Source organism: Bacillus cytotoxicus NVH 391-98 (genome assembly GCF_000017425.1).
Taxonomy (GTDB): Bacteria; Bacillota; Bacilli; order Bacillales; family Bacillaceae_G; genus Bacillus_A; species Bacillus_A cytotoxicus.
This window is the reverse complement of sequence record NC_009674.1, coordinates 371107-396159: the sequence shown is the minus strand read 5'-3', so window position 1 is coordinate 396159 and position 25053 is coordinate 371107. Positions and strand designations below refer to the sequence as shown.

General features: G+C 34.2%; 24 protein-coding genes, 2 pseudogenes and 1 riboswitch. Of the genes and pseudogenes, 11 read left to right on the top strand and 15 right to left on the bottom strand.

Translation table 11 applies throughout. From position 1 onward, the window contains the following. Positions 1-197: 197 nt before the first annotated feature. Both argR and BCER98_RS02045 read right to left on the bottom strand, forming a co-directional pair. Positions 198-647 carry an arginine repressor gene (argR, locus tag BCER98_RS02050; protein WP_011983463.1) on the bottom strand — a complete coding sequence of 150 codons (450 nt, stop codon included), beginning with the start codon at positions 645-647 and terminating at the stop codon, positions 198-200. Between the two features lie 232 nt (positions 648-879). Further along, positions 880-2172, bottom strand: coding sequence for a methyl-accepting chemotaxis protein (locus BCER98_RS02045; RefSeq protein ID WP_011983462.1), 1293 nt, complete (start codon positions 2170-2172; stop codon positions 880-882). A 277-nt stretch (positions 2173-2449) separates the two neighbouring features. On the opposite strand from BCER98_RS02045, the gene BCER98_RS02040 reads away from it, so the two are divergent. The 3 genes from BCER98_RS02040 (at position 2450) to BCER98_RS02030 (ending at position 4851) form a co-directional block, all read left to right on the top strand. Beyond that, positions 2450-3172: an amino acid ABC transporter ATP-binding protein gene (locus BCER98_RS02040; protein ID WP_011983461.1), complete on the top strand. Its 723-nt coding sequence runs from the start codon at positions 2450-2452 to the stop codon at positions 3170-3172. Positions 3173-3268: 96 nt separating this feature from the next. Continuing rightward, positions 3269-4063 carry an ABC transporter substrate-binding protein gene (locus BCER98_RS02035; RefSeq protein ID WP_011983460.1) on the top strand — a complete coding sequence of 265 codons (795 nt, stop codon included), beginning with the start codon at positions 3269-3271 and terminating at the stop codon, positions 4061-4063. A gap of 95 nt (positions 4064-4158) precedes the next feature. Beyond that, positions 4159-4851 carry an amino acid ABC transporter permease gene (locus BCER98_RS02030; RefSeq protein ID WP_011983459.1) on the top strand — a complete coding sequence of 231 codons (693 nt, stop codon included), beginning with the start codon at positions 4159-4161 and terminating at the stop codon, positions 4849-4851. Positions 4852-4894: 43 nt separating this feature from the next. Here BCER98_RS02030 and BCER98_RS02025 read toward each other — a convergent pair whose 3' ends face one another. After that, positions 4895-5977: a fatty acid desaturase family protein gene (locus tag BCER98_RS02025; RefSeq protein WP_011983458.1), complete on the bottom strand. Its 1083-nt coding sequence runs from the start codon at positions 5975-5977 to the stop codon at positions 4895-4897. A 579-nt stretch (positions 5978-6556) separates the two neighbouring features. Between BCER98_RS02025 and BCER98_RS02020 the strand changes: the two genes are divergently transcribed. Then, the gene (locus tag BCER98_RS02020) at positions 6557-8083 is read left to right on the top strand and encodes an FAD-dependent oxidoreductase (protein WP_011983457.1); all 1527 of its coding nucleotides are present in this window, start codon (positions 6557-6559) and stop codon (positions 8081-8083) included. A 204-nt stretch (positions 8084-8287) separates the two neighbouring features. After that, complete coding sequence (locus tag BCER98_RS02015) at positions 8288-9598, top strand: MFS transporter (RefSeq protein WP_011983456.1); 1311 nt, start codon at positions 8288-8290, stop codon at positions 9596-9598. A gap of 127 nt (positions 9599-9725) precedes the next feature. On the opposite strand, the gene BCER98_RS02010 is transcribed toward BCER98_RS02015, so the two are convergent. Together BCER98_RS02010 and BCER98_RS02005 are read right to left on the bottom strand one after the other, a co-directional pair. Next, entirely contained in the window at positions 9726-10517 is a 792-nt protein-coding gene (locus BCER98_RS02010; protein WP_011983455.1) for a nucleotidyltransferase domain-containing protein, read from the bottom strand. 91 nt (positions 10518-10608) lie between these two features. After that, entirely contained in the window at positions 10609-11712 is a 1104-nt protein-coding gene (locus BCER98_RS02005) for a PRK06851 family protein (protein WP_011983454.1), read from the bottom strand. Between the two features lie 151 nt (positions 11713-11863). Continuing rightward, a riboswitch (SAM riboswitch) is annotated at positions 11864-11976 on the top strand. Positions 11977-12149: 173 nt separating this feature from the next. On the opposite strand from BCER98_RS02005, the gene BCER98_RS02000 reads away from it, so the two are divergent. Then, positions 12150-12881 carry a cyclase family protein gene (locus BCER98_RS02000; protein WP_237701315.1) on the top strand — a complete coding sequence of 244 codons (732 nt, stop codon included), beginning with the start codon at positions 12150-12152 and terminating at the stop codon, positions 12879-12881. Here BCER98_RS02000 and BCER98_RS22810 read toward each other — a convergent pair. Both BCER98_RS22810 and BCER98_RS22805 read right to left on the bottom strand, forming a co-directional pair. Next, positions 12809-13210: pseudogene (locus tag BCER98_RS22810) on the bottom strand (IS200/IS605 family element RNA-guided endonuclease TnpB); the annotation flags it as partial. The gene BCER98_RS02000 and the pseudogene BCER98_RS22810 sit on opposite strands and share 73 nt — an antisense overlap. Next, complete coding sequence (locus tag BCER98_RS22805) at positions 13211-13393, bottom strand: helix-turn-helix domain-containing protein (RefSeq protein WP_237701314.1); 183 nt, start codon at positions 13391-13393, stop codon at positions 13211-13213. An 87-nt stretch (positions 13394-13480) separates the two neighbouring features. On the opposite strand from BCER98_RS22805, the gene BCER98_RS22350 reads away from it, so the two are divergent. Continuing rightward, positions 13481-13624 carry a hypothetical protein gene (locus BCER98_RS22350; protein WP_164468619.1) on the top strand — a complete coding sequence of 48 codons (144 nt, stop codon included), beginning with the start codon at positions 13481-13483 and terminating at the stop codon, positions 13622-13624. A 170-nt stretch (positions 13625-13794) separates the two neighbouring features. Here BCER98_RS22350 and BCER98_RS01990 read toward each other — a convergent pair whose 3' ends face one another. The 3 genes and pseudogenes from BCER98_RS01990 to BCER98_RS01980 form a co-directional block, all read right to left on the bottom strand. Then, positions 13795-14181, bottom strand: coding sequence for a hypothetical protein (locus tag BCER98_RS01990; protein WP_081428342.1), 387 nt, complete (start codon positions 14179-14181; stop codon positions 13795-13797). Positions 14182-14466: 285 nt separating this feature from the next. After that, positions 14467-15693: pseudogene (locus BCER98_RS01985) on the bottom strand (ATP-binding protein). A gap of 354 nt (positions 15694-16047) precedes the next feature. After that, positions 16048-16278, bottom strand: a complete 231-nt coding sequence (locus BCER98_RS01980) for a helix-turn-helix domain-containing protein (protein WP_011983452.1) — start codon at positions 16276-16278, stop codon at positions 16048-16050. Between the two features lie 201 nt (positions 16279-16479). Between BCER98_RS01980 and BCER98_RS01975 the strand changes: the two genes are divergently transcribed. Further along, positions 16480-16848 (top strand): hypothetical protein, encoded by a 369-nt coding sequence (locus BCER98_RS01975; RefSeq protein ID WP_011983451.1) that lies wholly within the window; start codon positions 16480-16482, stop codon positions 16846-16848. A 324-nt stretch (positions 16849-17172) separates the two neighbouring features. On the opposite strand, the gene BCER98_RS01970 is transcribed toward BCER98_RS01975, so the two are convergent. After that, complete coding sequence (locus BCER98_RS01970; protein ID WP_011983450.1) at positions 17173-18222, bottom strand: NAD(P)/FAD-dependent oxidoreductase; 1050 nt, start codon at positions 18220-18222, stop codon at positions 17173-17175. A gap of 242 nt (positions 18223-18464) precedes the next feature. Between BCER98_RS01970 and BCER98_RS01965 the strand changes: the two genes are divergently transcribed. From BCER98_RS01965 to BCER98_RS01955, 3 genes are read left to right on the top strand one after another with little or no spacing between them, the layout of a single operon-like run. After that, the gene (locus BCER98_RS01965; RefSeq protein ID WP_011983449.1) at positions 18465-19382 is read left to right on the top strand and encodes an iron-hydroxamate ABC transporter substrate-binding protein; all 918 of its coding nucleotides are present in this window, start codon (positions 18465-18467) and stop codon (positions 19380-19382) included. 48 nt (positions 19383-19430) lie between these two features. Beyond that, positions 19431-20465 (top strand): FecCD family ABC transporter permease, encoded by a 1035-nt coding sequence (locus BCER98_RS01960; protein ID WP_041809394.1) that lies wholly within the window; start codon positions 19431-19433, stop codon positions 20463-20465. Then, the gene (locus BCER98_RS01955) at positions 20462-21472 is read left to right on the top strand and encodes a FecCD family ABC transporter permease (RefSeq protein ID WP_011983447.1); all 1011 of its coding nucleotides are present in this window, start codon (positions 20462-20464) and stop codon (positions 21470-21472) included. The genes BCER98_RS01960 and BCER98_RS01955 overlap by 4 nt, the downstream gene beginning before the upstream one ends. A gap of 608 nt (positions 21473-22080) precedes the next feature. Here BCER98_RS01955 and BCER98_RS01945 read toward each other — a convergent pair. From BCER98_RS01945 to BCER98_RS22050, 4 genes are all read right to left on the bottom strand, one after another. Further along, the gene (locus BCER98_RS01945; RefSeq protein ID WP_011983446.1) at positions 22081-23016 is read right to left on the bottom strand and encodes a TcaA NTF2-like domain-containing protein; all 936 of its coding nucleotides are present in this window, start codon (positions 23014-23016) and stop codon (positions 22081-22083) included. Between the two features lie 591 nt (positions 23017-23607). Then, positions 23608-23937 carry a hypothetical protein gene (locus BCER98_RS01940; protein WP_011983445.1) on the bottom strand — a complete coding sequence of 110 codons (330 nt, stop codon included), beginning with the start codon at positions 23935-23937 and terminating at the stop codon, positions 23608-23610. Positions 23938-24237: 300 nt separating this feature from the next. After that, the gene (locus BCER98_RS01935) at positions 24238-24786 is read right to left on the bottom strand and encodes a peroxiredoxin family protein (RefSeq protein WP_011983444.1); all 549 of its coding nucleotides are present in this window, start codon (positions 24784-24786) and stop codon (positions 24238-24240) included. Between the two features lie 67 nt (positions 24787-24853). Beyond that, a complete protein-coding gene (locus tag BCER98_RS22050; RefSeq protein WP_142288750.1) occupies positions 24854-25036 on the bottom strand; it encodes a hypothetical protein in 183 nt (60 codons plus the stop codon). Positions 25037-25053 lie beyond the last annotated feature (17 nt).

Here is a 25053-nt window from a genome sequence, read left to right as displayed (position 1 = left end):
TTGTGAAAAGGTTAACATTCAATGGTGAAATATTTCACAAATTATTTTTTAAAGTCATATATAGTTGTATTTTTATAAATCGTTTTATCACATATCTCACAATATAGTTATTTGTTCTGTATATATCAATGAATATTAGAGTATGAAATGTATAAAAAAAATCCCATTTCTAATCTCTATTAGAAATGGGATTTCATCTACATAATAAAATTTAGTCGTTCTTCTAAAATTTTTCTATCAGAAAGAGAATGAGAAATAATAAGACATGTATCGTTTCCACATACACATCCTATTTTTTCTTTCCAATCTAACGAATCCAACAAAGCACCAATCACATGTGCATTACCAGGTAACGTTTTAATAACCGTTAATCGATCTACATAATCAACTTTCACAACTACTTCTTCTAATTTTTTCTTTAACTGCATATCCGTTTGTAAATGATCCTTCGAGAAAAATTTATATATTGGTAATCCTTTTGAAGAAGCTACTTTTATTATATTTAATTCTCGAATATCTCTCGAAATGGTAGCTTGTGTTACAGACACACCTTGTTCTGCCAATAATTCTACTAATCGCTCTTGTGTATCTATTTCATATTCTTCTACTAATTGTTTAATAAGTCGTTGTCTTTTTTCTCTTTTCATAAAAGACACCCCTTCTAACATTATAACTTTATTATATCTTGCTATAATTTTCATTCAAAAGAGACAATCATAAAAGTTGCGGAAACGTTCATAGTTTTTAGTAAAAATTCATTATTTATATCACTTATATGATGTATTGTGTTATGTATCTAGAAATAAAAAAATGCTCGTAAAGTGCTTCAGAAAAAATTCTCACAAGATAAAAAGGAAGAACATAAAATCATTCTTCCTTTTATAACATAAATCGTTCTATTGTTTGCTTTAACTCAGTTGCCTGTTTTTCTAATTGCTCTAACAACTGATTAATTGCTATCATATTTTTAGATTGTTGCATGGTTACCCTTGCAACTTCTTGTGAGCCTGCCGATGTTTCTTCTGCAATTGCTGCTACTGCTTTCGTTTGCGTACCTGTTACTTGAATATGTTCTACTTGCTCCTTCATATAACCACTAATCTTTTTCGTTGCATCTGCTACTTCCATAATACTTTCTGACATCTCTTTTAAAATCAATTCCGTTGCTTCTCCGCGCTTTGCTTCTTCGTTAGCAGACTTAACTTGCTCTGTCATTTGCATTGCTACTTGTTGTACTTCATTCTTCATATCGCAAAGTAACTGAGATATATTTCGCGCTGAATGATCGCTCTCATCAGCAAGCTTCCGAACCTCTTCTGCTACAACAGCAAATCCTCTTCCGTGTTCTCCAGCGCGAGCAGCTTCAATTGATGCATTTAGCGCCAATAAATTTGTTTGACTCGCTATTTCACTTACCACAGAAACAATATGTTCAACTTGTTTCATTCGTTCTTCTAATTTTTGCACATTGTGCATAGATTGTTCATTCTCTTTTGCAAGTGTCTGAATTCCTTTAATAAGTGATGTGAATACTTTCGTACTCTGCCCTAATGCTTGCACCATTTCAGAAGATAATTGATCGGATTGATTTGCCTTTTCTTCCACTTCACTAGCAATGGATGTTGTTTGGTCTACAGTGGAAACAATCGTCTGAATAGATGCTGCTGACTGTTCCGCTCCTGAGGAAATTTCAGCTAATGTTTCTGACACAACTTGTGCTTGCTTTGTCGCTTCATTTGTTTGTTTTCTAATTTGCTGCACTTGCATGTTTGTATAAGAAAATGTTGTATCGATATTGTTTACCATTGTGCGCAAATTTCCTAGCATCATATTAAAAGCAATGCTTAAGGATTTTATTTCATCATCTACTTTTGGTAATGGTACATTTTCACGAATATCACCTTCAGCAGCTCTATGAGCAGCTTCCTCCAATTTACGTAAAGGCTTAATTAAAAAAACTGCTGCAACATATGCTAGAATACCAGACCATATTACCCCTAACAGCATTACAACAATATTATAAACTGTTTGACTTACATAACTTTGAAAATAGTCGTACAACACATAAATAAAAAATAAACTTGTCGAATACGTAATCAATGCCAAAATTGTTGTAAATAACATAAGCTGCATACGTAAACCAAAAGAAAAGGTTTTCTGCTCTCTTTCCACCTTCGCATTCCTCCCCATTAACTATATAAATACTACTTCTATATTATTATCCATATTTTTATTATAGAAAGATATAAAGATTTTTAAAACACCTTATAATCAGAAAACAAATTGTAATCTTCTCCATATAACGAGAAACATACTATACTGGCTCATGAAATAATGTTTCATACATAACATCTAGAACTTTAAAAAATAGAGGATTTTGCCGTTTTATGACTAATAACAAAAAGAAGGAACACATTTATCAAAATATAAAATTCACTGGGGGTTTGGTATGATTCAAGTTCAAAATTTAGTAAAATCATTTGGCTCATTACATGTTTTAAAAGGAATTAACTTAGAAGTAAAGGAAAAAGAAGTTGTCGTTTTAGTTGGTGCAAGCGGTTCTGGGAAAAGCACTTTACTCCGCTGTCTTAACTTTTTAGAAATGTACGATGAAGGGAACATTCGTCTGCAAGGGGAACAAATTGATCCTCAACGTACAGATTTAAACAAAGTCCGCGAAAACGTTGGTATGGTCTTTCAACATTTTAACCTCTTTCCTCATATGACCTCATTAGAAAACATCACAGAAGCACCCATTCATGTAAAAAAGTTAGATAAGGCAAAAGCAAAAGAAATCGGAATGGATTTATTAAAAAAAGTTGGATTAGAAGATAAAGCAAATATCACACCACACTTATTATCTGGTGGTCAAAAACAACGTATTGCCATTGCACGAGCTCTTGCGATGAACCCCGATATTATGCTATTTGATGAGCCTACATCAGCTCTTGACCCTGAACTTGTTGGCGAAGTATTACAAGTAATAAAAGAACTTGCTAGTGAAGGAATGACGATGATTATTGTTACTCACGAAATGAGCTTTGCACGAGATGTAGCCGACCGCGTCATCTTTATGGATGATGGCCAAATTGTCGAAGATGCTCCGCCAGAACAATTCTTCTCCTCACCTTCAAATGAGCGGACAAAACAGTTTTTAAGAAATGTTTTATAGTGTCTAAAGACAAAGCAAGACGGACACATATACTACTACCCAACACCATATATAAAAATGTCCGTATTGATAGGAACAATATATAGGAGGGGTTATATGAAAAAGAAATTATTTACTGTCGCTGCAACCATTACGCTGAGTCTCTCTTTCATATTGGGAGCTTGTAGTAAAGAAAGTAGTACTACTTCTACAGATGGAAAAAAAGAATTTCGTTATGCAATGAGTGGATTATATAAACCTTTTAATTATAAAGAAAATGATGGGAAACTTATGGGTTTCGATGTTGAAATTGGAGAAGCTCTTGCAAAGAAAATGGGAATGAAACCTGCCCCCGTTACCAATCCTTGGGAAACATTAATCCAAGGTCTTCAGGCCAAAAAATATGATGTCATCTTAGGAAGTATGGCAATTACAGAAGAACGATTAAAGGCTGTTAGTTTCACAAAACCATATTATCGTTCTGGCGCCCAAATCTTCGTATCAAAACAGAATGATTCCATCTCCTCTGTTGATGATTTAAAAGGCAAAAAAGTTGGAGTTGTAAAAGCAAGTACATTTAAGGCACTTGTTGAAAAGCAAACAGATAAAATAACAGAATATGATAGCGACCTTACAGCTCTTATGGATTTAGAACCCGGTCGTGTCGATGCTGTTATTACCGACCAAATGGTTGGACTTCGCATGATAAAAGAAGGAAATTCTTCTATAAAAGAAGCTGGAAAACCATTAAACCTTGATGAAATGGCTATCGCTGTTCGCAAAGATGATAAAAAAATGGTTGAGAAAGTAAATAAAGCATTAGATGAGATCATTAAAGATGGTACGTACGAGAAAATTAGTAAGAAATGGTTTGGTCGCAATATTCTTGGAGAAGAGGAACAAACAAAATAAACAATTCTCCTATTCTGTAAAGAAATACGGTGCCCCACATAAATTGTGGGGTATTTATATCCACTATAACTCCTAACCAATATGAGGTGAAATGAATGATTGAGATTTTTTTATCTACTTATCCAACGTTGCTCAAAGCAGTTCTTATCACATTGCAATTGACTTTAACTTCTTTACTACTTGGTTCACTAATTGGATTACTATTTGCATTCTTTCGCATTTCAAACAACAAACTATTAAATAGTATTGCTCATATTTATATTGCTGTCATTCGCGGTACTCCCTTAATCGTACAAATTGCAATTTTGTACTTCGGTATTACTTCTATTGTTGTTTTCACACCATTTTGGGCCGGTGCCATTGCTTTAGCGATTCATAATGGTGCCTATATTACAGAAATTTTCCGCGGCTCGATTCAATCTGTAGACCGTGGGCAATTAGAAGCCGCCCGTTCTCTCGGAATGTCTTATCCACTAGCTATGCGTCGCATTATATTACCACAAGCATTTCGCCTTTCAATACCTCCTTTAGGAAATCAATTTATTATTGGGTTAAAAGATTCTTCCCTTGTTGCTTACGTTGGTATGTCAGAATTGTGGGGATCTGGGTTATCGATTGCCGCTGGAAATTACCAACAATTAAACACCTATATCGTAGTAGGTATCTATTATCTTGTCCTTGTTTTACTATTCACTTATTTCGTGAATCTCCTCGAAAAAAGGCTCAGTCGTAAGCAAAGTAACACTGTACAAATAAATAACCAAAAGGAAAAAGTCGTTTCTATATAGAAAAGCAAGCTACTGATTATAGCTTGCTTTTCTTTATCTACAATTATGAATTTGCCTTGTTCATTGATTCTTCTTTCATATACTCCTCACGATACGAAATATTCTCCGGATCTAGTCCATTTCCTAGCGACCCATAGAAATGCTTTTTTTGCGGATCAATCAATTCACTGCCTTCATAATACACGCGCGGTGTTTTCCAAAGTGCTACTAACGCTTTACTCATTGGCATTTCATGATAACGTTCCGGCCACATTTCTTTAATTTTCTCTTTTACTAATGGATAGTATTTCGAACTCATCGCAGGAAACAAATGATGTTCTGTATGATATGAAAAATTAAAATGTAATACATCAACCCAGCGTGGTACTGTTACAGATAAACAGTTTGCTAATGGATCATTTACAGGAACAATTGGATTTAAGCGATGATTGGTTGCAATATACGCCATTACAATAAAGTTCGCAATCAATAACGGAATCACATATGCAAACAACCATTTCATCGGTCCCATAATAAACAAGAGACTCATCCAGACTGTCCATGGCAAAAGAAGTTGAAGCCATACCGCTCGTTGATTCGACGTTTTAAATTCTTTTATAAAATGAAAGAACATTCGAGTTGAGTGTAATGTAAATTGAAACGTTAATGATAAAAAACTAAAGAATGAACGTACGTGAAGTGGTAAACGATACACCCATCTTAAAAATTGACTCTTTTTCAGCTTCTCAAGTGTTGGCCATGCATCTGGATCGTTTTCTTCATGTTGTGTATGAACATGGTGCGTCGCATTATGCCACTTCCTCCAAAGCTTTGGTCCTGTAGTTAATGGCATAAATGCAATTGCTCCTAGTAAATCACGAAGCCACGCTTTTCTTACAACCGTTCCATGTAAAATTTCATGCCCTAAAAATCCAAGTGAAGCAAAACACAATCCAAGAACAATTGCAATTCCTAGATTTATCCACGCATTCAATTCAAACAACCCAATCGTTATTAATCCTGCTACTGCCACAAGCAAATAAGCTAATCCGCCAAATAGACGGGTCGGAACTGGTTTAAATGCTTTTTTTGGCAAGTGCGGTGATACACGTGCTGCATACCATCCAAACGTATGAAGCTCCTTCATCCTTTTGCTCCTTTCTTATGCCATGCTTACGCAAACTGCATAGATCAATTGTTGTTTCCAGATTGATACGACTAGATGATGCAAAAAAAGCATATATCATAAGTAAAATATACTCACTCTATCGTCACTTATTATCGCTTTTATTATCAATGAAAAACATTTCTCTTTTTACTCTCTATCAACCTTTCCACATGTTGAATCATATCAATAGACTTTCTGCATTGTCAACACATTTTATTACTAGGTCATAAAATGTGGTTATATTTTTATAATCATATCCTATTTTACCAAAGAAAAAACCTATGTTTTAAAAGGGGGTATCCATTATATTAAAAATCATTATTATACATAAAAAGCTCTTTTTTTATTAGATATAGATTGAGCTAGTTCCTATATAAATGTTTATTTCACAAAATATTCGCTCTTAAAATGAACGATAAAAAACTATATCAATATATCATTTCAGAAATATTCCTCCTAACAAAACATTTTACATTTCACACCAAATTTTCTCACATGAATTTCATATAAATGGGAAAAATGAATAGGAAAAATATCCTAAATTAGGAGGTTTGCATCATGAATAATCATTCTTTCCCTAAATTTCCCCATTCTTACTGGATGGACTCTACCTTACTCCCTACTTTTCCAGCTTTATCTGAAAATATAAAAACAGAAGTTGTCATTATTGGTGCTGGTATTACAGGAATTACGACTGCTTATTTACTCGCTAAAGAAGGTATGAAGGTTGTCTTACTTGATTCTGACCGTATCTTAAATGGGACAACTGGACATACCACAGCAAAAATCACCGCACAGCATGACCTCATTTATGATGAGCTCATCAACCACTTTGGTATAGATAAAGCACGCCTCTACTATGAAGCGAATCATCAAGCTTTACAATTTATAAAAGAAACAGTAAAAACACATCATATCGAATGTGGATTTACAGAAGAAGATGCCTATTTATATACAACAGGTAAAGATGAGTTAAGAAAGTTAATAAAAGAATACGAGGCATACAAAAAACTAAACATTCCGTGCGAATATGTAACGTCTATTCCAGTTCCTCTTTCCACTCAAGCTGCGCTTGTAATGAAAAAACAAGCACAATTTCATCCTCTTCACTACTTAAAAAAGCTTGTTGAGGAATTTATTAAAATGGGTGGTACCATTTATGAACATACAACGGCAATTGATATAGAAAAAGGATTTTATCCACAAGTCATTACAAAAAATGGACAACGTATCACTTCTGGATATGTCGCCCTCTGCTCTCATTTTCCGTTTTATGATAAGAGTAGTTTTTTCTTCACACGAATGTATGCAGAACGCTCTTATGTACTGGCTATTCAATCTAAAACAGAATATCCAGGAGGCATGTATTTAAGTATTGATAATCCTACACGTTCTTTACGATCCACAACGATAGACGGAACAAAACTGATTCTTGTTGGCGGTGAAAGCCATAAAACAGGACAAGGAATTAATACGATGCTTCATTATGAGGCGCTGCACTCCTTCGCTGAGGAAATATTTGAAATAGAACAGATTCCTTATAGATGGTCAGCACAAGATTTAATCACTTTAGATAAAATTCCTTATATTGGGCACATCAATGAAAATAATCCAAATATATTTGTTGCAACCGGATACCGCAAATGGGGAATGACGACCTCAACTGTCGCCGCTCAACTATTAACAACATCTATCATAAAAAGAAACAGTCCTTATAAAGAACTCTTTGCGCCATCGCGCTTTCATGCTGATCCAGACATAAAAACGTTTGCCTCTCAAAATCTAGATGTAGCTAAACATCTCATTGAAGGAAAACTAGAATTTGCTCTTCGTGAACCAGAAGATCTTGCAAATGGTGAAGGTGCTGTCGTAAGAGTGAACGGCAAACGTGCTGGTGCCTATAAAGATGATAATGGGAAATTACATATCGTCGATACAACTTGTACACATCTCGGATGTGAAGTGGAATGGAACAGCGGTGACTGTACATGGGACTGTCCTTGTCATGGCTCGCGCTTTTCCATTAATGGGGATGTAGTAGAAGGTCCTGCTAACCAACCTTTAAAACGAGTATATGAAGAATAACCTTACTTTAAGAAAAAATGGACTTATCCAACAGGCAGTTTCGATGAGTCCATTTTTCTGTATACTCACTTCATATCATATGTCCTTACTTTTGCTGAATCTCGAAGCAAAATGCGTATAAATAGCGAAAAAATTCGACAATTGAAGGGAATTGTTTATATATAACCAAATAATACAGTAAACCGAAAAAAAGAGGTGTATATGATGCAAATCTCTTCTCCTCATCCAGAATCCACAAAAACAGCCCTTTCAAATTCTACTACTAGGCTTGTTGTTCTGATCTGTTGGCTAGCTATTTTAGCTGATGGCTACGATTTAGGTATTTATGGGGCGATTTTGCCAACACTTTTAGAAGATCAAAATTGGGCTTTATCGCCGACTCAAGCGGGTACAATTGCCAGTTATGCTCTTTTGGGTATGTTTATTGGCGCCATTCTTGTCGGAACGATTACAGATTATATCGGCAGAAAATGGACCTTAGTATTTTGTTTATCTCTTTTCTCTCTAACAATGGGCTTAGCTGCTATTGCTTCATCTCCTGAATTATTTGGTTTTTTTCGCCTTATTGGCGGCATTGGTCTAGGCGGCGTCATTCCGACTGCTTCTGCACTTACAATTGAATATTCACCCGAGAAACGACAATCCTTTATTTATGCACTTATGTTTACTGGTTATCCATTAGGAATTGTGTTAGGAGCTATTTTATCCATCTTTATGTTACAAGATTTCGGTTGGCGAACAATGTTTGGTATTGGCATGATTCCTCTTCTTCTCGTTCCTATTATTATTCGTTACTTGCCGGAATCAATTCAATTCTTACTTTCACGCAATCGTCAAGAAGAGGCAATTCGAGTTAGCGAGCGTTTTCAAATCCAGTTACCTCAAAAACAAACATATAATCCCCCTAAGGAAAAGCAACAAAGTGGATATTTCGTATTATTTTCAAAACAATATGTAAGAGCAACCTTACTCTTTTGGCTCACTTATATAATGGGGATGTTTCTTATTTATGGATTAAATACATGGTTGCCCCAAATGATGCGGAAAGCTGGCTATCCGTTAGGCTCTAGTTTATCCTTCTTGTTAATGCTGAATATCACCGCAGCAATTGGAGCTTTATTTGCAGGAGCCATTGCAGATAGAATCGGGGCAAAAATCGTCATTAGCTTCTCTTACCTCATGGCCGCTATCTGTATCGGATTATTAACCATACAGACTTCCACTACTATGATTTATATTTTAATTGGAATTGCTGGAATTGGTTCCGTTGGTATCACACAAATATTAAATGCATATGTCACTCAGTATTTCCCTTCTCGTATACGTGCTACTGCTTTAGGCTGGGGACTTGGTCTTGGGAGAATCGGTGCGATTGCTGCCCCCATTATTATCGGTATCTTCATGACATTACAGTATAATCAAGTATGGAATTTTTATGTGTTTGCATTTGCAGGTCTAATTGCCGCTATTTCCGTTTTCTTTATTCCTAACCAGATTTCAAATCATGATAAGTAAGAGACTGTCCAAAAGTATACCTTTTGGACAGTCTCTTTTCTAATAGCGATGTGATAGCAAACTTTGCAAATCCGTTCCAATAGATTATAAATAATTTGTGCCTTTGTTGTAATAAAAAAGCATTTTTCTATAACTTTTTGACACAAGCGTTTCCACTCTTTTTAAATACAATCTCTCGAAACAAACGATTTAATTCCTCATTTTCTACTTCAGTTCTTTTTTCAACACGTTTTGCATATTCTTGATAATATGCGATTTGTTCCTCAAAAAACTGATGTAATCTAGGCATTCTCGGTAAAGTATCTAACGTATCTCCCCTTTTTTTCATCCACAATAAATGCTTTATTTCCTCTAAAACACTATGTTCGAAAGAGAGTTCATTTATGACACGTGCAAATTCCACAGGTGGCACTGTTCCTTTCTCCTCTAGCCACTTACATGCTAAAATCGGACGTAATACATAAAAATATTTTTTCACCTGCATGTTCTCTCCCTGTAAAAACTCACGATAATTTTTCGAAGCCATATGCAAATAGTGGTACATTGTTGACTTGAGATTAAAACGATGTTCACTTATTTTCTGTAAACATGTTGATAAATTAGAGTTTTTAATATAAAAGACCGGAGAATGAATCCATTCTAATAAAGACGGATTTGATTTTGCAAATAATCGCAATGCCTTTCGAATATCCCATCCACTTATATCTAAAGTGTTATGAATGGGACATTCGATAACATCTCTCTTTTCATCTATAGATACATACCACTCCAAACGGTGAACATAGACAAACCGAACATCATAATCACTAGCTTTAGAATGCCATCCCCATGCACGACTGCCCGCCTCTACTGCAAATAAAATTTCCACGTCATGTTCTTTCTCAATTTTCGCTAATTCGACTAGAATTCTTTCTTTCATATGTATCTCCCTATTTTTTGATCATTTCCCTGGAAATTCGACAAGACATAACTAGCTGTCAGGAAGCCCCTGACAGCCTAACAAGCCAATCTTACTTCTGAACAATCACTTGTTCAATTTTTTCAATTTCCCTTTGTATTTCATCTTTATATGCATCAACTTTTGAAAAATCCATCGCCTTTATATAAATTCGCTCCAATTTATCTCGAACTGCTTTTTCTTTTGCTAAAAAGGATATTGCCTCATTCATTTTTGACTTATATCGTATTGATACTTCACGAATTTCCTTCGCATATTTTTCATCTGTACCCGGCGTAATAATGAGTTCATACATATCGATTACTTCATCACCCTCTCGACTCGGAAAATATTCGTGAGGCGCTGTACTATCGAATATCGCAAACCCTAATTCTCTTACAATTATCATATCCAGACTATTTGGATCAAATCCACAATGATACACTTCAACTTCGAATCTTTTTTCTTCTGCTGCAGCTGCTATTTTTTTTAGCATTGTCGATTTTCCAGACCCTGGGCGTCCTTTTATAAAATAGCGATGCGGGATATCCTCTGTTAAATTTGGTACAAAATCCACTGCTCCTTTTGGGGTTGCTGCTCCTAAAAAACGATGTTTCACAACTGCTTTTTCTCCTGTATGATGAGCAAATAATTTTTGAATAAGCTGATCTGTTAATTCATTTGCTTTTTCGAAATCAATGTTATCAATATAAATCTCTTCCCAAACATCATGTATCTCTAAAGCTTCTTGAAAGCAACTATACGCAGATTGAAACGCTCCGCTTGCTTCTGAAATATACCGCGCAATTTCTTTCTTATGTTTCTTTAACTCTTCCGCATCCCAGGCCGTTCCTAAATTCACATATTCCTCCACAACACCAGGCATCTTCGGCTCGATAACATGCGGCGCTGTTCCATCTACAATACCTACTTTTAATTTTGGAATAATGACACCATCAATTGATTTATTATCTGAAGAGCAATGTAAGAGTTCAATATCATACCCTTTTTCATTCCATTCACGCCCTATACTTTTCATCAATGATGATTTCCCTGTACCTGGGCCCCCCTTTAATATAAACAATCGATCTAACCCCGTTAAACATTCGTCAAATAAATTATGAAATCCTCGAGCAGTGTTTCCTCCAGCATAATAATTTAACACTTTCCCTGTCACTACACTCACTCCTTTGGAGCAATTTATTTACATAAGTTACAATATGCAATCCTTTTCTATTGGGTGAATACCTATTTTTATTCTTGCAATAAAAAAAGAAATACCTTACAATTTAAATAACGAAATTTTCAGACTCCATAACTAAATATACTTCTTATCAAGAGAGGCGGAGGGACTGGCCCTTTGAAGCCCGGCAACCTCAGTTACAAAAAACTGAACAGGTGCTAAATCCTGCAAAATGCAAAGCATTTTGGAAGATAAAATATATTTACATATAAATATGTAAAGCCCATCTTTCTTGATTTGAAAGATGGGCTTTTTCTCTATCTAACTTGATTTTCAAACCTCTATGTGCGGTTGAATACTTACTTCCTCATCTATAAAGAATGGGACTCTTTCAGTTTTTCAATTTATAAAAAACGATTGGAGGTATCACAATGAAAATAATTGATTTATCTCAAACGTTCGAAAACAATATGTCTCAATTCCCAGGCACTCCAGCCATTCATTTGGAAGCTATTACAAGTGTGGAAGAAGCAGGATTTCAAGTTACAGATTTCCACTCGGTTGTTCATGTTGGGACACACTGTGATGCACCTGCTCATTTTATTTCTGGCGCAACAACAATTGATCAATTGCCACTAGATCATTTTGTAGGAGAAGCGATTCTTATTGACGTAACAAATAGAAAAGAACGAAAATTACCAAAAGAGGTTCTTCATCATGCTGGAGTAAAAGAAGGCGATATTGTCATCTTCCGTTCGAATCTTTCAAATAAATGGAACACAGAAGCATATGAAAAAGAGGCTTTTTATCTTTCAGAAGAACTCGCCGAAGAATTGGTAAAATTAAAGGTAAAATCTGTTGGTCTAGACTTTATTTCTCCTGACGAAGTAACGACAAAAACTTCACCTATTCATCATATTTTACTCGGGAATGATATTTATTTAATTGAAAACTTAACCAACCTAGATGAAATTGAAACAAAACGTTTCTTCTTTTCAGCAGCACCTTTAAAAATTAAAAATAGTGACGGTGCTTTCGCTAATTTTTCTTCCAGTTTGCGAAACCATTTAGGATTGCTAAATACTTCTCCCGTTGAAAGAATCGCAAAATCTTTCAGACCCACATCCACACCAACAGACAACCCAGCTTTAGGAAGTCCTTGAACGTTTGTTTCAGCAAGAATGGATACAAAATACTTACCACTTGGATTTCTTCTCATTGTAGCATGAAGAATACGTCCTTCTACTTCACGACTTTTCGCAAACCTAACAAATCCAAGTTTAGGTAACTTGATTTTGTTGTCTACAATGGCAATATTTCCATTCACATGCTTTGTTGTGTAGGATTGCACTTTATTCTTTTTAGACTTGAAACGTGGTGCTTTGTTTTGTTTCTTGAAGAATCGAGTATACGAATCAGCAAGGTTTTTCAGTGATGATTGAAGAAGGGCAATGCTATCAACTTCTTTTAGCCATACTAATTCCTTTTTCAACTATGTGAGTTTATCTGAACAAGAATTATATGTTAATCCTTTGCCTGTCTCTTTGTATACGTTATTCCACTTCTCTAAAAAGTGATTGAATACAAACCGAGAACATCCGATTGTTTTCGCAATCAGTATTTCTTGTTCTTTATTCGGGTAGATACGGAATTTATATGCCTTTTTGACCAACATTGATTTCTACCTCCTTCTCGGTATACACTAATTATATATTTAATATATAGAATATGTCGAGTATATACTGAAAGGGTAGTGAAAAACATGAAACGTATTTCAAAATTAATTAAGTTCCCTGCTGATTTAGTAGCAGAAATCGAAAAGTATCAAAAGGAAAACTATATCTCAAGTTTTGCGGGTGCAGTTTATGAACTTATCCGCAAAGGTTTACGTGTGTCAGATCGTTAACGTGGCACAAATCCCCTATCCGAAGGCGATTCATCTCCCACCTACTCATTGGGCTACGCCCTTCACATTCCTTGAGGTGGGAGTATTCTCGCCTATTGTGGATAAATTAGACAGAAAAGAAAAGTGGCTCTTTATCGCTTTATTTTCTCATACTACTAAAAAAGCAAAGGTCACCTTTGACCTTTGCTTCGATATTTTCTATTTAAATTCATAACAATCTGTTCAATTCTCGGACGAATCCAAGCTAAATAATCTCGATCCTTCTTTTTTGTACAAGCAATTTTTTCTCCATCCACCATTTCAATTAGTTCTAGTTCTAACAGTTGCCTCGTAAATGCAAGAATGTTTACTTCTTCATTTGGATATTCTTCCTTTAATTTCTCTTCAATTTCTCCTAATAAAAATCCGTCACGCATCATTGCAAGTGCATCGATACAAAGTGGCGGCATTTCATATTTTTCTCCTGTAATTGTATCCTTTACAATATAATTCTTTTGCTCTTTTCGAAATTGAATTGTGTGTAAGCATACAGTCGAATTTAATGTTAATTCCATCATACCACCTCTTTCATCCAATCTGCATAGAAAAAAGATGCGTGCGCATCCCTTAACAAACCAAGAAACTATTACAGAAATATAAAGCCCATGTCGATATTTTCCTTCATTATAAACGAAGTATTTTATAAAAAAAAGTACCCTAATACATTTTATAAAATGTTTATATTTACACAACAAGAGCACTTTTCAGAAAAGTGCTCTTGTCCTAAAGATATCTGCTATGTCATCTATAAAATTATCATACAATTTCTAGAAACAATTCATAAAGCACAATATAAATGCTTTTTATACTGTTGGTAACGTTAGTTCTACCTTTGTACCTGCACCAATGCTACTCTTTATATTCATACTTCCTTGATGCTCCTGAATAATCTTATGTGTAATGATTAATCCAAGACCCGTTCCATTTTCTTTTGTTGTATAAAATGCTTTACCGAGCTTTTTCATTTCTTCCTCATTTATCCCGCACCCCTGATCCTCAATAAACAGGGATAACTTACCTTTCATGTTTTCCTGAGCAGAAATTTTAAGATTCCCGCCCTCCTTCATGGACTCAATCCCATTTTTAACAATATTCAACAGTACTTGTTTTAGTTGTTTTTCATCTCCATTGACCTTTGGTAATTCACTATTTAATTGCATATGAATCTTCACATGATATTGGTCTGCATAACTTTCCATTAATCGAACAACATATATTAAAATGTCTTGTATATTACAGCACGTATATTCTTTTGATTTCGGCTTTCCTAATAGCATTAACTCATTCACAAATTCGTTAATTCGTTCAATTTCCTTTAACATAATCTCGTAACTTATTGCTTAATCTGGATTCCGCTCTTTTTGAATTTGAGTAAAACCTTTTAAAGCTGTTAAAGGATTGCGGATTTCATGTGCAATTGTTGTAGACATCGTTCCGATTAAAGCTAAATTTTCTGTCTGCTTCACTCGACTCAAGATTTCTAATACAGTTCTAACATACGATTGAAATCTTTTTAGTAAAGAATGTGAAATCAAACAGAAAAAAATACATAAAACGAGCGGAATAATAACTTTCCCATCTTGTAAAAACAAACAAAAAAATGTATATTTTCCAATTACGAGTGCAGAAACTAAATAAAAATATCTTTTATTCACAAATACTGGCGCGAATAAAACGAAAAATATTTCAACCATATTTCCGTTGTCAAATCCCCGATCTGTTTTCAAATAAATCATTAAGTTATTAATAAAGTCTACAGCCATATACCCGATTAGAAATAAATACTTTATAAAATATGTATGTCCACGCCTTTGTAAATATACAGAAATAGGAAATAATAAAATAACAAAGATATGTACGCCAATTCCTAGCCCACCTTCAGGCCATCCTACCTTCGTCTCATTTATATTCATTGTAGGATATACAAAATAATATATAATGTCATATAAAAAGAATATAATATAGAATAATAATAAAAATACTTTTAAAGCTTCTTTTTCCTCTTGAATCAAGCTTTTCAATTTGTTCATAGTAAATACTCCTCTTAATTTGTCCCCAAACCTCATTATATTTACTAACCCTTTACATTATAATGATGAAATTGCTTTCAGAACAATCGCTTCCCTTTAAATAACCTCTTTATTATTACACTACATCCACTTTATTTGATTATACAACAGACCGTCTGTATATAAAATGGTTCCCGTTCTCACTGAACAGGGTAAAACACCGCAACCACACTATGCTATTTTGAGATGCTAGACTCCCTCGGTTTTCGTTAACGAATCCAGGCAGTAAATCAACATGAATCATGCTCATCATTTCAAAAAAAATTCTGTTTTCATACCTTCAAACAGAATTTTAAATAGCATTTACTATTCATTTTAATCTTCGTCTTTCACATCCATATCTTCAGGAATTGGTTCGTTTAATATTTCTTCGATTAATTGTTTATATTTTTCCATTTGCTCTAAATGTGTATTAAACTGCTCTTTATTTAACAAGTACTGTTCCCCATCATATACAGCACGGACACGCTTTTGCCGAACTAATTCTTCAATATATGACTTCGGAAGGTTTAAATATTCAGCAGCCTCTTCTATTGTTATATACATTTTTTTCATTCCTTTATTTATTTTTCATATATATCATTTATCTTACTTTATTATAGGATACTTTTGTAAATAATTTAAAAAGATTTAGTAAATGCGTAGTAAAAAGCAGGTAGATGCATTCCATATACTGTATAATAATATAAGTAAGCTTTTTTACAAATATAGATGGTATTACCCATTGATACAAAGGAGAGTTAACATATGGCTACTCGTCACATCATTACTATGTTAGAGCAATCATTACGCGCCGAAACAGAACAGACAAGTTCTTATCTATCTAAAACTTTACCGAAACGAATTATGGAACAAGCAAAAATGACTGATAAAAATAAGACATATCAAACCATTGGAGATTGGTATAAAAACCATTTCTTATTCCAACAAAGTGATTTTCTTTGGGCTAAATATGCCTTCTATGATGCATATTGCGAAGCATTACAAAAACAAGGTCACTTAACTAAACGTGTTCGTCACATATTAGAATCTATAGCTAGAAAGCATGGAAAACAATATATTTCATCTGTACAAAACTGGAAATTCCCTGATCAACAAGCACAAGGGACTGCATGATTTCGTATTTTCAAGCAAACATAAGCTCAAACTATATATACACTAGAAAGATTCACAAGTTACACGTCTTCTTGTCTTTTTCAAATAGCATTATACGACGTGAATTTATGAAACCGGTGTCATAGTTATGCTAGCAAATAGGAAAACACCCAAATTACTTCCCCTTTCTGTGTAAAAGTGGGTTCGTAGTTGGGTGTTTTATATTTTTCTAGATTATTATTATTGCTCATACTTTCCATGATACACTAAAAATCTTTACTTTTCTTCAAAAACAAAATTGTAAATAATTTCCTATCCGCTGTCTTTCCTTACTCATAAAGCCATTTATTCTATCATTTGCTTCATTAATTCTCGATTGCGTTTTTTAAACACATCATTATGTGAGGAGACCATTCCATATTCACTTGCATCTGGCTGGATAAACTGTTTCGCTTTATTAACAGCATTACCGGCATCATGGAATGCCCCTGCGATTAAGTGCAACTTCCCATCATGTTTTAAAATGTCTCCAGCAGCATATAGACCCGGTATAGAAGATTCACTGTTTGCATTTCCCGCAATGAAATAATTATCAATCATTTCAATGTTCAATTCGCTATTCTCTAATAATGTCATATCACGTTCATAACCGTGATTGATGATCACTTCATCAATTGATAAATAGGAAATTTCTCCGGTTTCATGATTCGTCAATTCCACACGTTCAATTGCTTCATGATTTTCTCCTGCAATTAGTTTTGTAATAGATGTATTGAGCAAGCAAGTAACCGAGCTGTTCAGCAATTGTGTAATCTGTGCTTCATGGCCAGATAACGCCTCTTTCCTATATGTTACATATACCTTTTTCGCAAGCGGTTCCAGTTCATTTGCCCAATCAATCGCTGAGTTCCCTCCACCTGAAACAATAACTGTTTTATCCTTAAAATGCTTCAAAGATTTTACTGTATAATTTAAATTTGATACTTCAAATCTTTCAGCACCTTCAATTGCTAATTTTTGTGGTTTCAATATTCCGCTTCCTGTCGCTATAATAACAGTCTTCGAAAAATGTTGTTGCCCAGAAGAAGTTGTTAATAGAAACGTTCCATATTCGTCGCGAGTAATCGATTCTACTTTCTCATTTAAGACTACTTCCGGCTGGAATGTTAATCCTTGTTCTACAAGTTGTTCAATTAATTTTGCCCCTGTAATTGGTGGCAATCCTCCAATATCCCAAATCATTTTTTCAGGGTAAACATGTATTTTCCCGCCTAAATGTGGCTGAAATTCAATTATTTTTGTTTTCATTTCTCGTAATCCACTATAAAACGCTGAATAAAGCCCTGCAGGTCCCCCACCAATTACAGTTACATCAAATAATTCTTCTTTATTCATTCGTATTCACTCCTCAGTTATAATCAAATGATTATCATTCTCAATAAAATATAACTTGTTTCTATTAGATTTACAATCAAAATTACTATTGACAAGGTAAGGAGATGAAATTATATTATTTACAGAATCAATATTGATAATCATTATCAATATGTAAAGAATTGTTAATTTTGAAATTATTTTAGCCATTCTTTATTTCGTACTAACATATATCACTGAAATTTTCATAAGGAGAATATAACATGAAGAAATTATTTATTTCATTAACAGTTTTATTCGTTCTAATTATGAGCGCTTGTAGCAACAGCTCATCAAATAAGAAGAACGAAGCAAAAGAAAGAAAGTCTGAAACAATTACATACCAATCTGAAAATGGTAAGGTTGAAGTTCCTGCAAATCCGAAACGCGTTGTTGTTTTGTCATCATTCGCTGGTAACGTAATGTCATTAGGCGTAAATCTTGTCGGGGTAGATTCATGGTCTAAACAAAACCCACGTTTTGATAGCAAACTTAAAGATGTTGCTGAAGTATCAGATGAAAATATTGAAAAAATTGCTGAACTAAATCCTGATTTAATCATTGGTTTATCAAATATTAAAAATGTTGATAAGTTAAAGAAAATCGCTCCTACTGTAACATATACTTATGGAAAAGTTGATTACTTAACACAACATATTGAAATTGGTAAATTATTAAATAAAGAAAAGGAAGCAAAAGCTTGGGTTGATGATTTCAAAAAACGTGCTCAAGCAGCTGGTAAAGAAATTAAAGCAAAAATCGGAGAAGACGCAACCGTTTCTGTTATCGAAAACTTCAATAAACAAATTTATGTGTACGGCGAGAACTGGGGCCGTGGAACAGAAATTCTATACCAAGAAATGAAACTAAAAATGCCTGAAAAAGTAAAAGAAAAAGCATTAAAACCAGGCTATTACGCTTTATCTACTGAGGTTCTTCCTGAGTATGCTGGAGATTACTTAATCGTAAGTAAAAATAAAGATGCTGATAATTCATTCCAAGAAACAGAATCCTATAAAAACATTCCAGCTGTAAAAAACAATAGAGCATATGAAGTCAATATGATGGAATTCTACTTTAATGATCCACTGACATTAGATTTCCAATTAGATTTCTTCAAAAAAAGTTTTCTGGGTCAATAATACAACAATGAGGAATTCTTACAATAAGAATTCCTCTTCCTTTATTCTATGAAAAGAAAAGATGTGAAACTGATGACAAAAAACACTCTACGTTCCACCTCCTTTATATACAAATTTATATTAGGAATCATTGTCTTTCTTCTTATTTTTATGGCTTCAATGGTATTCGGTGCTGCAGATACAACGATAAAAGATGTCTGGTTAGCTCTTACTTCCTCCGCTAAAGGAGATAAAATATCTATTATTCGCGAAATACGTTTACCACGTGAAGTTGCTGCTATTTTTGTCGGGGCTGGACTCGCGGTTTCAGGCGCCATTATGCAAGGGTTAACTCGAAATCCCCTTGCTGATCCAGGTCTCCTTGGACTAACAGGTGGTGCTAATGCAGCTCTTGCCATTACAATCGCATTTATTCCTTCTGCAAACTATTTTTATATCATGATTGCTTGTTTTATCGGAGCAGCAATCGGTGCCATTATGGTTTTTGGAATCGGAATGATGAAACAGGGCGGACTTTCTCCGTTTCGAATCGTACTTGCTGGTGCAGCAGTGTCCGCATTTTTAATTGCAGTTTCAGAAGGGATTGGAATTTATTTTAAGATTTCTCAAGACGTATCAATGTGGACAGCTGGAGGCGTAATTGGAACAACGTGGGGTCAATTGCAGCTCATTATTCCCGTCATTTCAATCAACGTACTTATTGCCATCTTATTTTCAAAAAAGTTAACAGTCCTCAGTCTAAGTGAGGAAGTCGCAATTGGACTCGGCCAAAAAATTATTGTAATTAAAATAATCCTGTTTATTATCATCATTTTACTTGCCGGGGCTTCCGTTGCACTCGTTGGCAATATGGCATTCATCGGTCTTATGGTACCTCATATGGTACGCCCACTCGTTGGACCGGACTATCGATTTGTCATTCCGATGTCCGCACTTGCCGGGGCTTCTTTTATGCTACTTGCAGATACAATTGGTCGTACAATGAATGCTCCATATGAAACGCCACTTGTTGCCATTGTTGCTATTGTTGGGCTGCCATTCTTCTTGTTCATTGTACGTAAAGGAGGCCAAACATTCTCATGATTCAACCTATGCTAAGAAAGCAACGCCTTATTATACTTGCCTTACTCATTCTTATTATCACGACGATTACAATTAGTATGGGACTTGGAGCAGCTTCTCTTTCCTATGATAGACTACTTCCAACATTGTTTGGAAAAGGAACCTTTAAAGAGGAATTTGTTCTATTCTCCCTTCGGTTACCTAGAATTACGATTACGTTATTAGCCGGAATGGCACTTTCTCTATCTGGAGCTATACTACAAGGAATTACCCGAAATGATTTAGCGGAACCAGGAATTATTGGGATTAACTCGGGTGCAGGCGTTGCAATTGCGATTTTCTTTTTATATTTTCCTATCGATGCAGGTTCTTTTATCTACTTACTTCCAGTTGTTGGATTTATCGGGGCTTTTTTGACAGCTTGTCTTATTTATATTTTTTCTTATAGAAAAACGACTGGTCTTCAGCCGATTCACTTAACATTAACAGGGATTGGATTTTCATTTGCGCTCTCAGGAACAATGATCGTCATTATTTCATCTGCTGAGCGTGTAAAGGTAGACTTTATTGCAAAGTGGATTGCCGGAAACATATGGGGAGATGATTGGGTCTTCGTCTTAGCAATTCTTCCATGGCTAGCTATACTGATCCCATTCATCTTATATAAAGCAAATCGTCTCAATATCTTAGCCTTAAACGAACCCGTCGCAATTGGCGTTGGAATCGAACTCGAAAAAGAACGCCGCTCTCTTCTCCTAGCAGCTGTGGCATTGGCTGCCGCTGCCGTTTCAGTTACAGGAGGCATTGCCTTTATCGGTCTTATGGCTCCGCATATTGCAAAATCATTAGTAGGGCCTAGACATCAAATGTTTGTCCCCGTAGCCATTTTAATTGGAGGATGGCTTCTGTCATTAGCTGATACAATCGGTCGCCATATCGTCGAACCTAGCGGGATTCCTGCCGGTATCGTTGTTGCTTTAATTGGTGCTCCTTACTTTATGTATTTACTATTAAAAAGTCCAAAGTAAATTACATAGAAATCCCCTAAGAATAGAGTGTTCTTGGGGGATTTCTTCTATCCTTTAGAAACTTATAAAATAGATAAGGTTATGGCTTCTTCTTTATTCATGCTTATAAACAGCAATACGTTCAACAAGAGTATCAGAAAAGCTACAATAAATCGAATAACCTTCGCGATTATAAACGAGTGCCTCGTTATTCATATTCTATGCCGCTATCAGTATCATCTGGTTCACCAAACCATTCTTTTAACTCTCTTACCGAAATATAAGGTGCTATCCAAACTGTTCGAACTTTTGACGGAAACATATTAAGATTATAACCTCCATGCACGGCAGTATTAGGAGCATCACATTCTGTACATCCTGCCTCTTGCCAAACATCAGGTGCTCCAAATTCTTTTTTTCACTGCAGATATATCTTTTCCCATTACGCTTAATTCAAATGGTTCCAGCTTCCCTTCACGAAAAGCGATTTCTAACACGTTCTGCACTCCTTGTTTTGTATTTATTTGGAATTTAGAAGCTGACGTACTTACTATTTTTATTTCGTCATAAATCTAACAAATTCGAATTTGTTATGAATATAGTTTCCCTTTTATATACTCTACCTTCCATTAATGTTTCGTCAAAAGCTCATTCATTGCCAACCTTCCATTTTCTAATACTTTGATTTTATACGTATTGTTAAAGCTTTTAATTTTAGTTGTCCCATCACCATATGTAATTCCATATTCCTCATAAGCAGTTACGACATATTCTGCTTTATTAATTAATTTAATACTATTCACTTGATAGGTTAGCAACGTCTCTGAGATATTTTTATCATTTATATATTTAATATATTTTTGACTTTCTCGGTACGCTTTTCCTTTTGGATCTAAAAAACTCTTTATGTACGAGAAGTCATTTTCCCTAATTGCTTTCATACCAGCATCTGCATATTTCTCCATAAAATCTCGAATTTCATCTTCTGACACTTGTTCCTTAGTAGACTCCTCTATTTTATATTTATTTTCTGAGAAGTTTTCTTTCTTCTGCCCCTTTTCAACTGATGTGATCTGCTCCTCTTGTTTCTTTTGTTCCTTTTTCAGCTCACCTTGAGATTCAAGATATAAATACATAGGAGCCTTATCTAAGTCTTCATAGAGATTTTTCATAATTGTAGAAGCAAACGACATATCCCCAAGAATAAACTGCTGGTTCATTATATTATATGTTGTAAAAAGTTTTATTGTATACCTGACCAACTGTTGCTCAGACTCTGTATATCCATGTTTTTTAGGATCAATCTCATCCGATAACAATTTTTCATAATTTCGAAAAAAACTTAAAATGAATGCATGATCTTTTCTAGAAATTGTTCCTCGTTCACTCCGAACAGGAACACCTTTTGCAATTTCATCGGTAGCGTTAGAAATAATACTTATAATCTTTTGACTCTCTCTACTAACTTTCGAACTCTTATCATGATAAAAATAATGATTATACGCTATATAGCCTCCTATCGAAATTATTATAAACAAAAATATAAATAAGCATTTTTTAAACAAAACTTCCTCCTCATCATCTATAAACTTTATTTCGTTCGTAATTACTAAAATACTCTATATCACATTATGAAATCTATATATTTGTAGAAAGACATAAAAGTCTAAACTAAAATCTCATGAACAATCGTTAATAAATAGCCATTATCATAAATTTTGTAGGTACTTTCATGTCTCAATAACGGGACATGTAAGTCTAAACTTTTTGAACATAGGACAAGAAACTCTAAACTACTTAGCCATTAATAATACAATATTTGAAAGTAAACTTTTAGCCATTTGATTTATTAGTATCCATCCTTATTTCTCCCCCTTTAATTTAATAATTACTACGTACCACGATATCACTTCCATTTTATATAATGTTATACCTTTTTATCTTCTAGTAGGGCATAAATAACCGTTATATCTATACAGGGAGATTTATTACAAAATTAATTGTAAATTAAACAAAATACGAAAATAAACTTTTGAATAGAAGTTTACTTTCAGTTTCATCAATAAGAAAAACCACAACAATTGCTGTGGTTTTTCTTATTGCCCTGACTAAAACTATGTTGTAAATGCTCATGGCCATTATATGTTGGATTTCTATTATAAGCTCCAAAGTAAACTTTTACCCATTAGTTTACATTCATATCCACCTGCTATGTACTTTTCACAAAACGATGACCATAATTTATGGTAGGCAGAAAATTCCTTGTTATTATATTTAACTTTTTCATAATCATGTGAACCATCGACTTCATATTGTTCAATGGAACCTTCTTGAAACTTAATAAAATCCCCTGATATATATTGATTATTAAATACTATCACCAATTTTAATTCGCTTGTATTCCCTGTTATTTTTTCTAATAACCCATTATAATGTAACTTCTTTAATAGGTAATCCATAGCTTGTGCCTCTTTGAATGAGTACATATCAGATCCTCCTAAATGTTATAATGCCACATCAAGTTCCACCTGTACCGTTCCTCCTTTTTTAACTATAATATTACAGAGATGTTCTTCTTTTTATTATATAGAATAAAAGAATATATGTAGAGAAATAGCATTTTAAAAAAACGTATGTTTATATCGTAAGACTGTAATAAATATTCATTCCAAAAGGTACAGAAAACAGGTTATAAGTAAGGAAGTATATCTTTACTTGTAACCTGTTTTGATTAATTATATTTTATTCAGTTTTTATGTAACATTCTTAAAACAATGTGTGGGAAATTATGCAGTTATTGTAGAATTACCGAGAAGTTTATAATATCTATCAAATTGATTTACTATGTAAGGAGAGCCTAAAACAGCACCTCTTTCATCAAGAAATAAAAATGTAGGAATCATGGAGATTTTATAGTCTTTCATAAAATTCATTGTGGCTAATAATACTTGCAACTTTGTTTCTTCTACAAAGTCCATGTTATTTAACATAGTAGGATCAGAGGTTGCAACAATCAAGACAAAATTATAATTATCCCCGTACTTTCTGGCTTCTTCTCTAAATTCAATAATGTCTAGTGAACAAGCATCACAAGTATCAGCAGCAATTAAGAGTATAACGGGTTTATCCCGTAACTCTTCTAATGTCACTATATTTCCCGTTAGGGTTTCTAAACTAAAGCTTGGAGCAATTGAATTGATAGGTAGACTATTAGAAGCCATAGTATTTTGCTTTGCAGATTTTATTGTATGTAGTTTAGAATGCAATTTTTTAAGTGATAGATTTGTAAATATAAATATCACTAATGTTAGAATAAACATTACAAAGTAAAACATTTATATTCCCCCAATAAGTCAACATAAAACAATGGATTAGTTTATAAACTAATCCATTGTTTTGGCTTTAACGGTTACAATTACATCTAGAACCGGTCTGATTCGAGCCACAGTCAGCTCCAGATTTACAGTCCCAAACATACCTTGTCCCTGTCCCTACATATGGATGTGGGTTACCACCTGTACCACAATATGTATCTGGACTACAAGAATATCTACTACAGTCACATAATATTGCGCCTAATAACATATCATTCTCCCCCCTTT

Coding starts and splice junctions, on each gene's coding strand:
- argR (WP_011983463.1), bottom strand. CDS start 647: ATGAAAAGAGAAAAAAGACAACGACTTATTAAACAATTAGTAGAAGAA.
- BCER98_RS02040 (WP_011983461.1), top strand. CDS start 2,450: ATGATTCAAGTTCAAAATTTAGTAAAATCATTTGGCTCATTACATGTT.
- BCER98_RS02035 (WP_011983460.1), top strand. CDS start 3,269: ATGAAAAAGAAATTATTTACTGTCGCTGCAACCATTACGCTGAGTCTC.
- BCER98_RS02030 (WP_011983459.1), top strand. CDS start 4,159: ATGATTGAGATTTTTTTATCTACTTATCCAACGTTGCTCAAAGCAGTT.
- BCER98_RS02025 (WP_011983458.1), bottom strand. CDS start 5,977: ATGAAGGAGCTTCATACGTTTGGATGGTATGCAGCACGTGTATCACCG.
- BCER98_RS02020 (WP_011983457.1), top strand. CDS start 6,557: ATGAATAATCATTCTTTCCCTAAATTTCCCCATTCTTACTGGATGGAC.
- BCER98_RS02015 (WP_011983456.1), top strand. CDS start 8,288: ATGCAAATCTCTTCTCCTCATCCAGAATCCACAAAAACAGCCCTTTCA.
- BCER98_RS02010 (WP_011983455.1), bottom strand. CDS start 10,517: ATGAAAGAAAGAATTCTAGTCGAATTAGCGAAAATTGAGAAAGAACAT.
- BCER98_RS02000 (WP_237701315.1), top strand. CDS start 12,150: ATGAAAATAATTGATTTATCTCAAACGTTCGAAAACAATATGTCTCAA.
- BCER98_RS22805 (WP_237701314.1), bottom strand. CDS start 13,393: ATGTTGGTCAAAAAGGCATATAAATTCCGTATCTACCCGAATAAAGAA.
- BCER98_RS22350 (WP_164468619.1), top strand. CDS start 13,481: ATGAAACGTATTTCAAAATTAATTAAGTTCCCTGCTGATTTAGTAGCA.
- BCER98_RS01990 (WP_081428342.1), bottom strand. CDS start 14,181: ATGATGGAATTAACATTAAATTCGACTGTATGCTTACACACAATTCAA.
- BCER98_RS01980 (WP_011983452.1), bottom strand. CDS start 16,278: ATGTATATAACAATAGAAGAGGCTGCTGAATATTTAAACCTTCCGAAG.
- BCER98_RS01975 (WP_011983451.1), top strand. CDS start 16,480: ATGGCTACTCGTCACATCATTACTATGTTAGAGCAATCATTACGCGCC.
- BCER98_RS01970 (WP_011983450.1), bottom strand. CDS start 18,222: ATGAATAAAGAAGAATTATTTGATGTAACTGTAATTGGTGGGGGACCT.
- BCER98_RS01965 (WP_011983449.1), top strand. CDS start 18,465: ATGAAGAAATTATTTATTTCATTAACAGTTTTATTCGTTCTAATTATG.
- BCER98_RS01960 (WP_041809394.1), top strand. CDS start 19,431: ATGAAAAGAAAAGATGTGAAACTGATGACAAAAAACACTCTACGTTCC.
- BCER98_RS01955 (WP_011983447.1), top strand. CDS start 20,462: ATGATTCAACCTATGCTAAGAAAGCAACGCCTTATTATACTTGCCTTA.
- BCER98_RS01940 (WP_011983445.1), bottom strand. CDS start 23,937: ATGTACTCATTCAAAGAGGCACAAGCTATGGATTACCTATTAAAGAAG.
- BCER98_RS01935 (WP_011983444.1), bottom strand. CDS start 24,786: ATGTTTTACTTTGTAATGTTTATTCTAACATTAGTGATATTTATATTT.
- BCER98_RS22050 (WP_142288750.1), bottom strand. CDS start 25,036: ATGTTATTAGGCGCAATATTATGTGACTGTAGTAGATATTCTTGTAGT.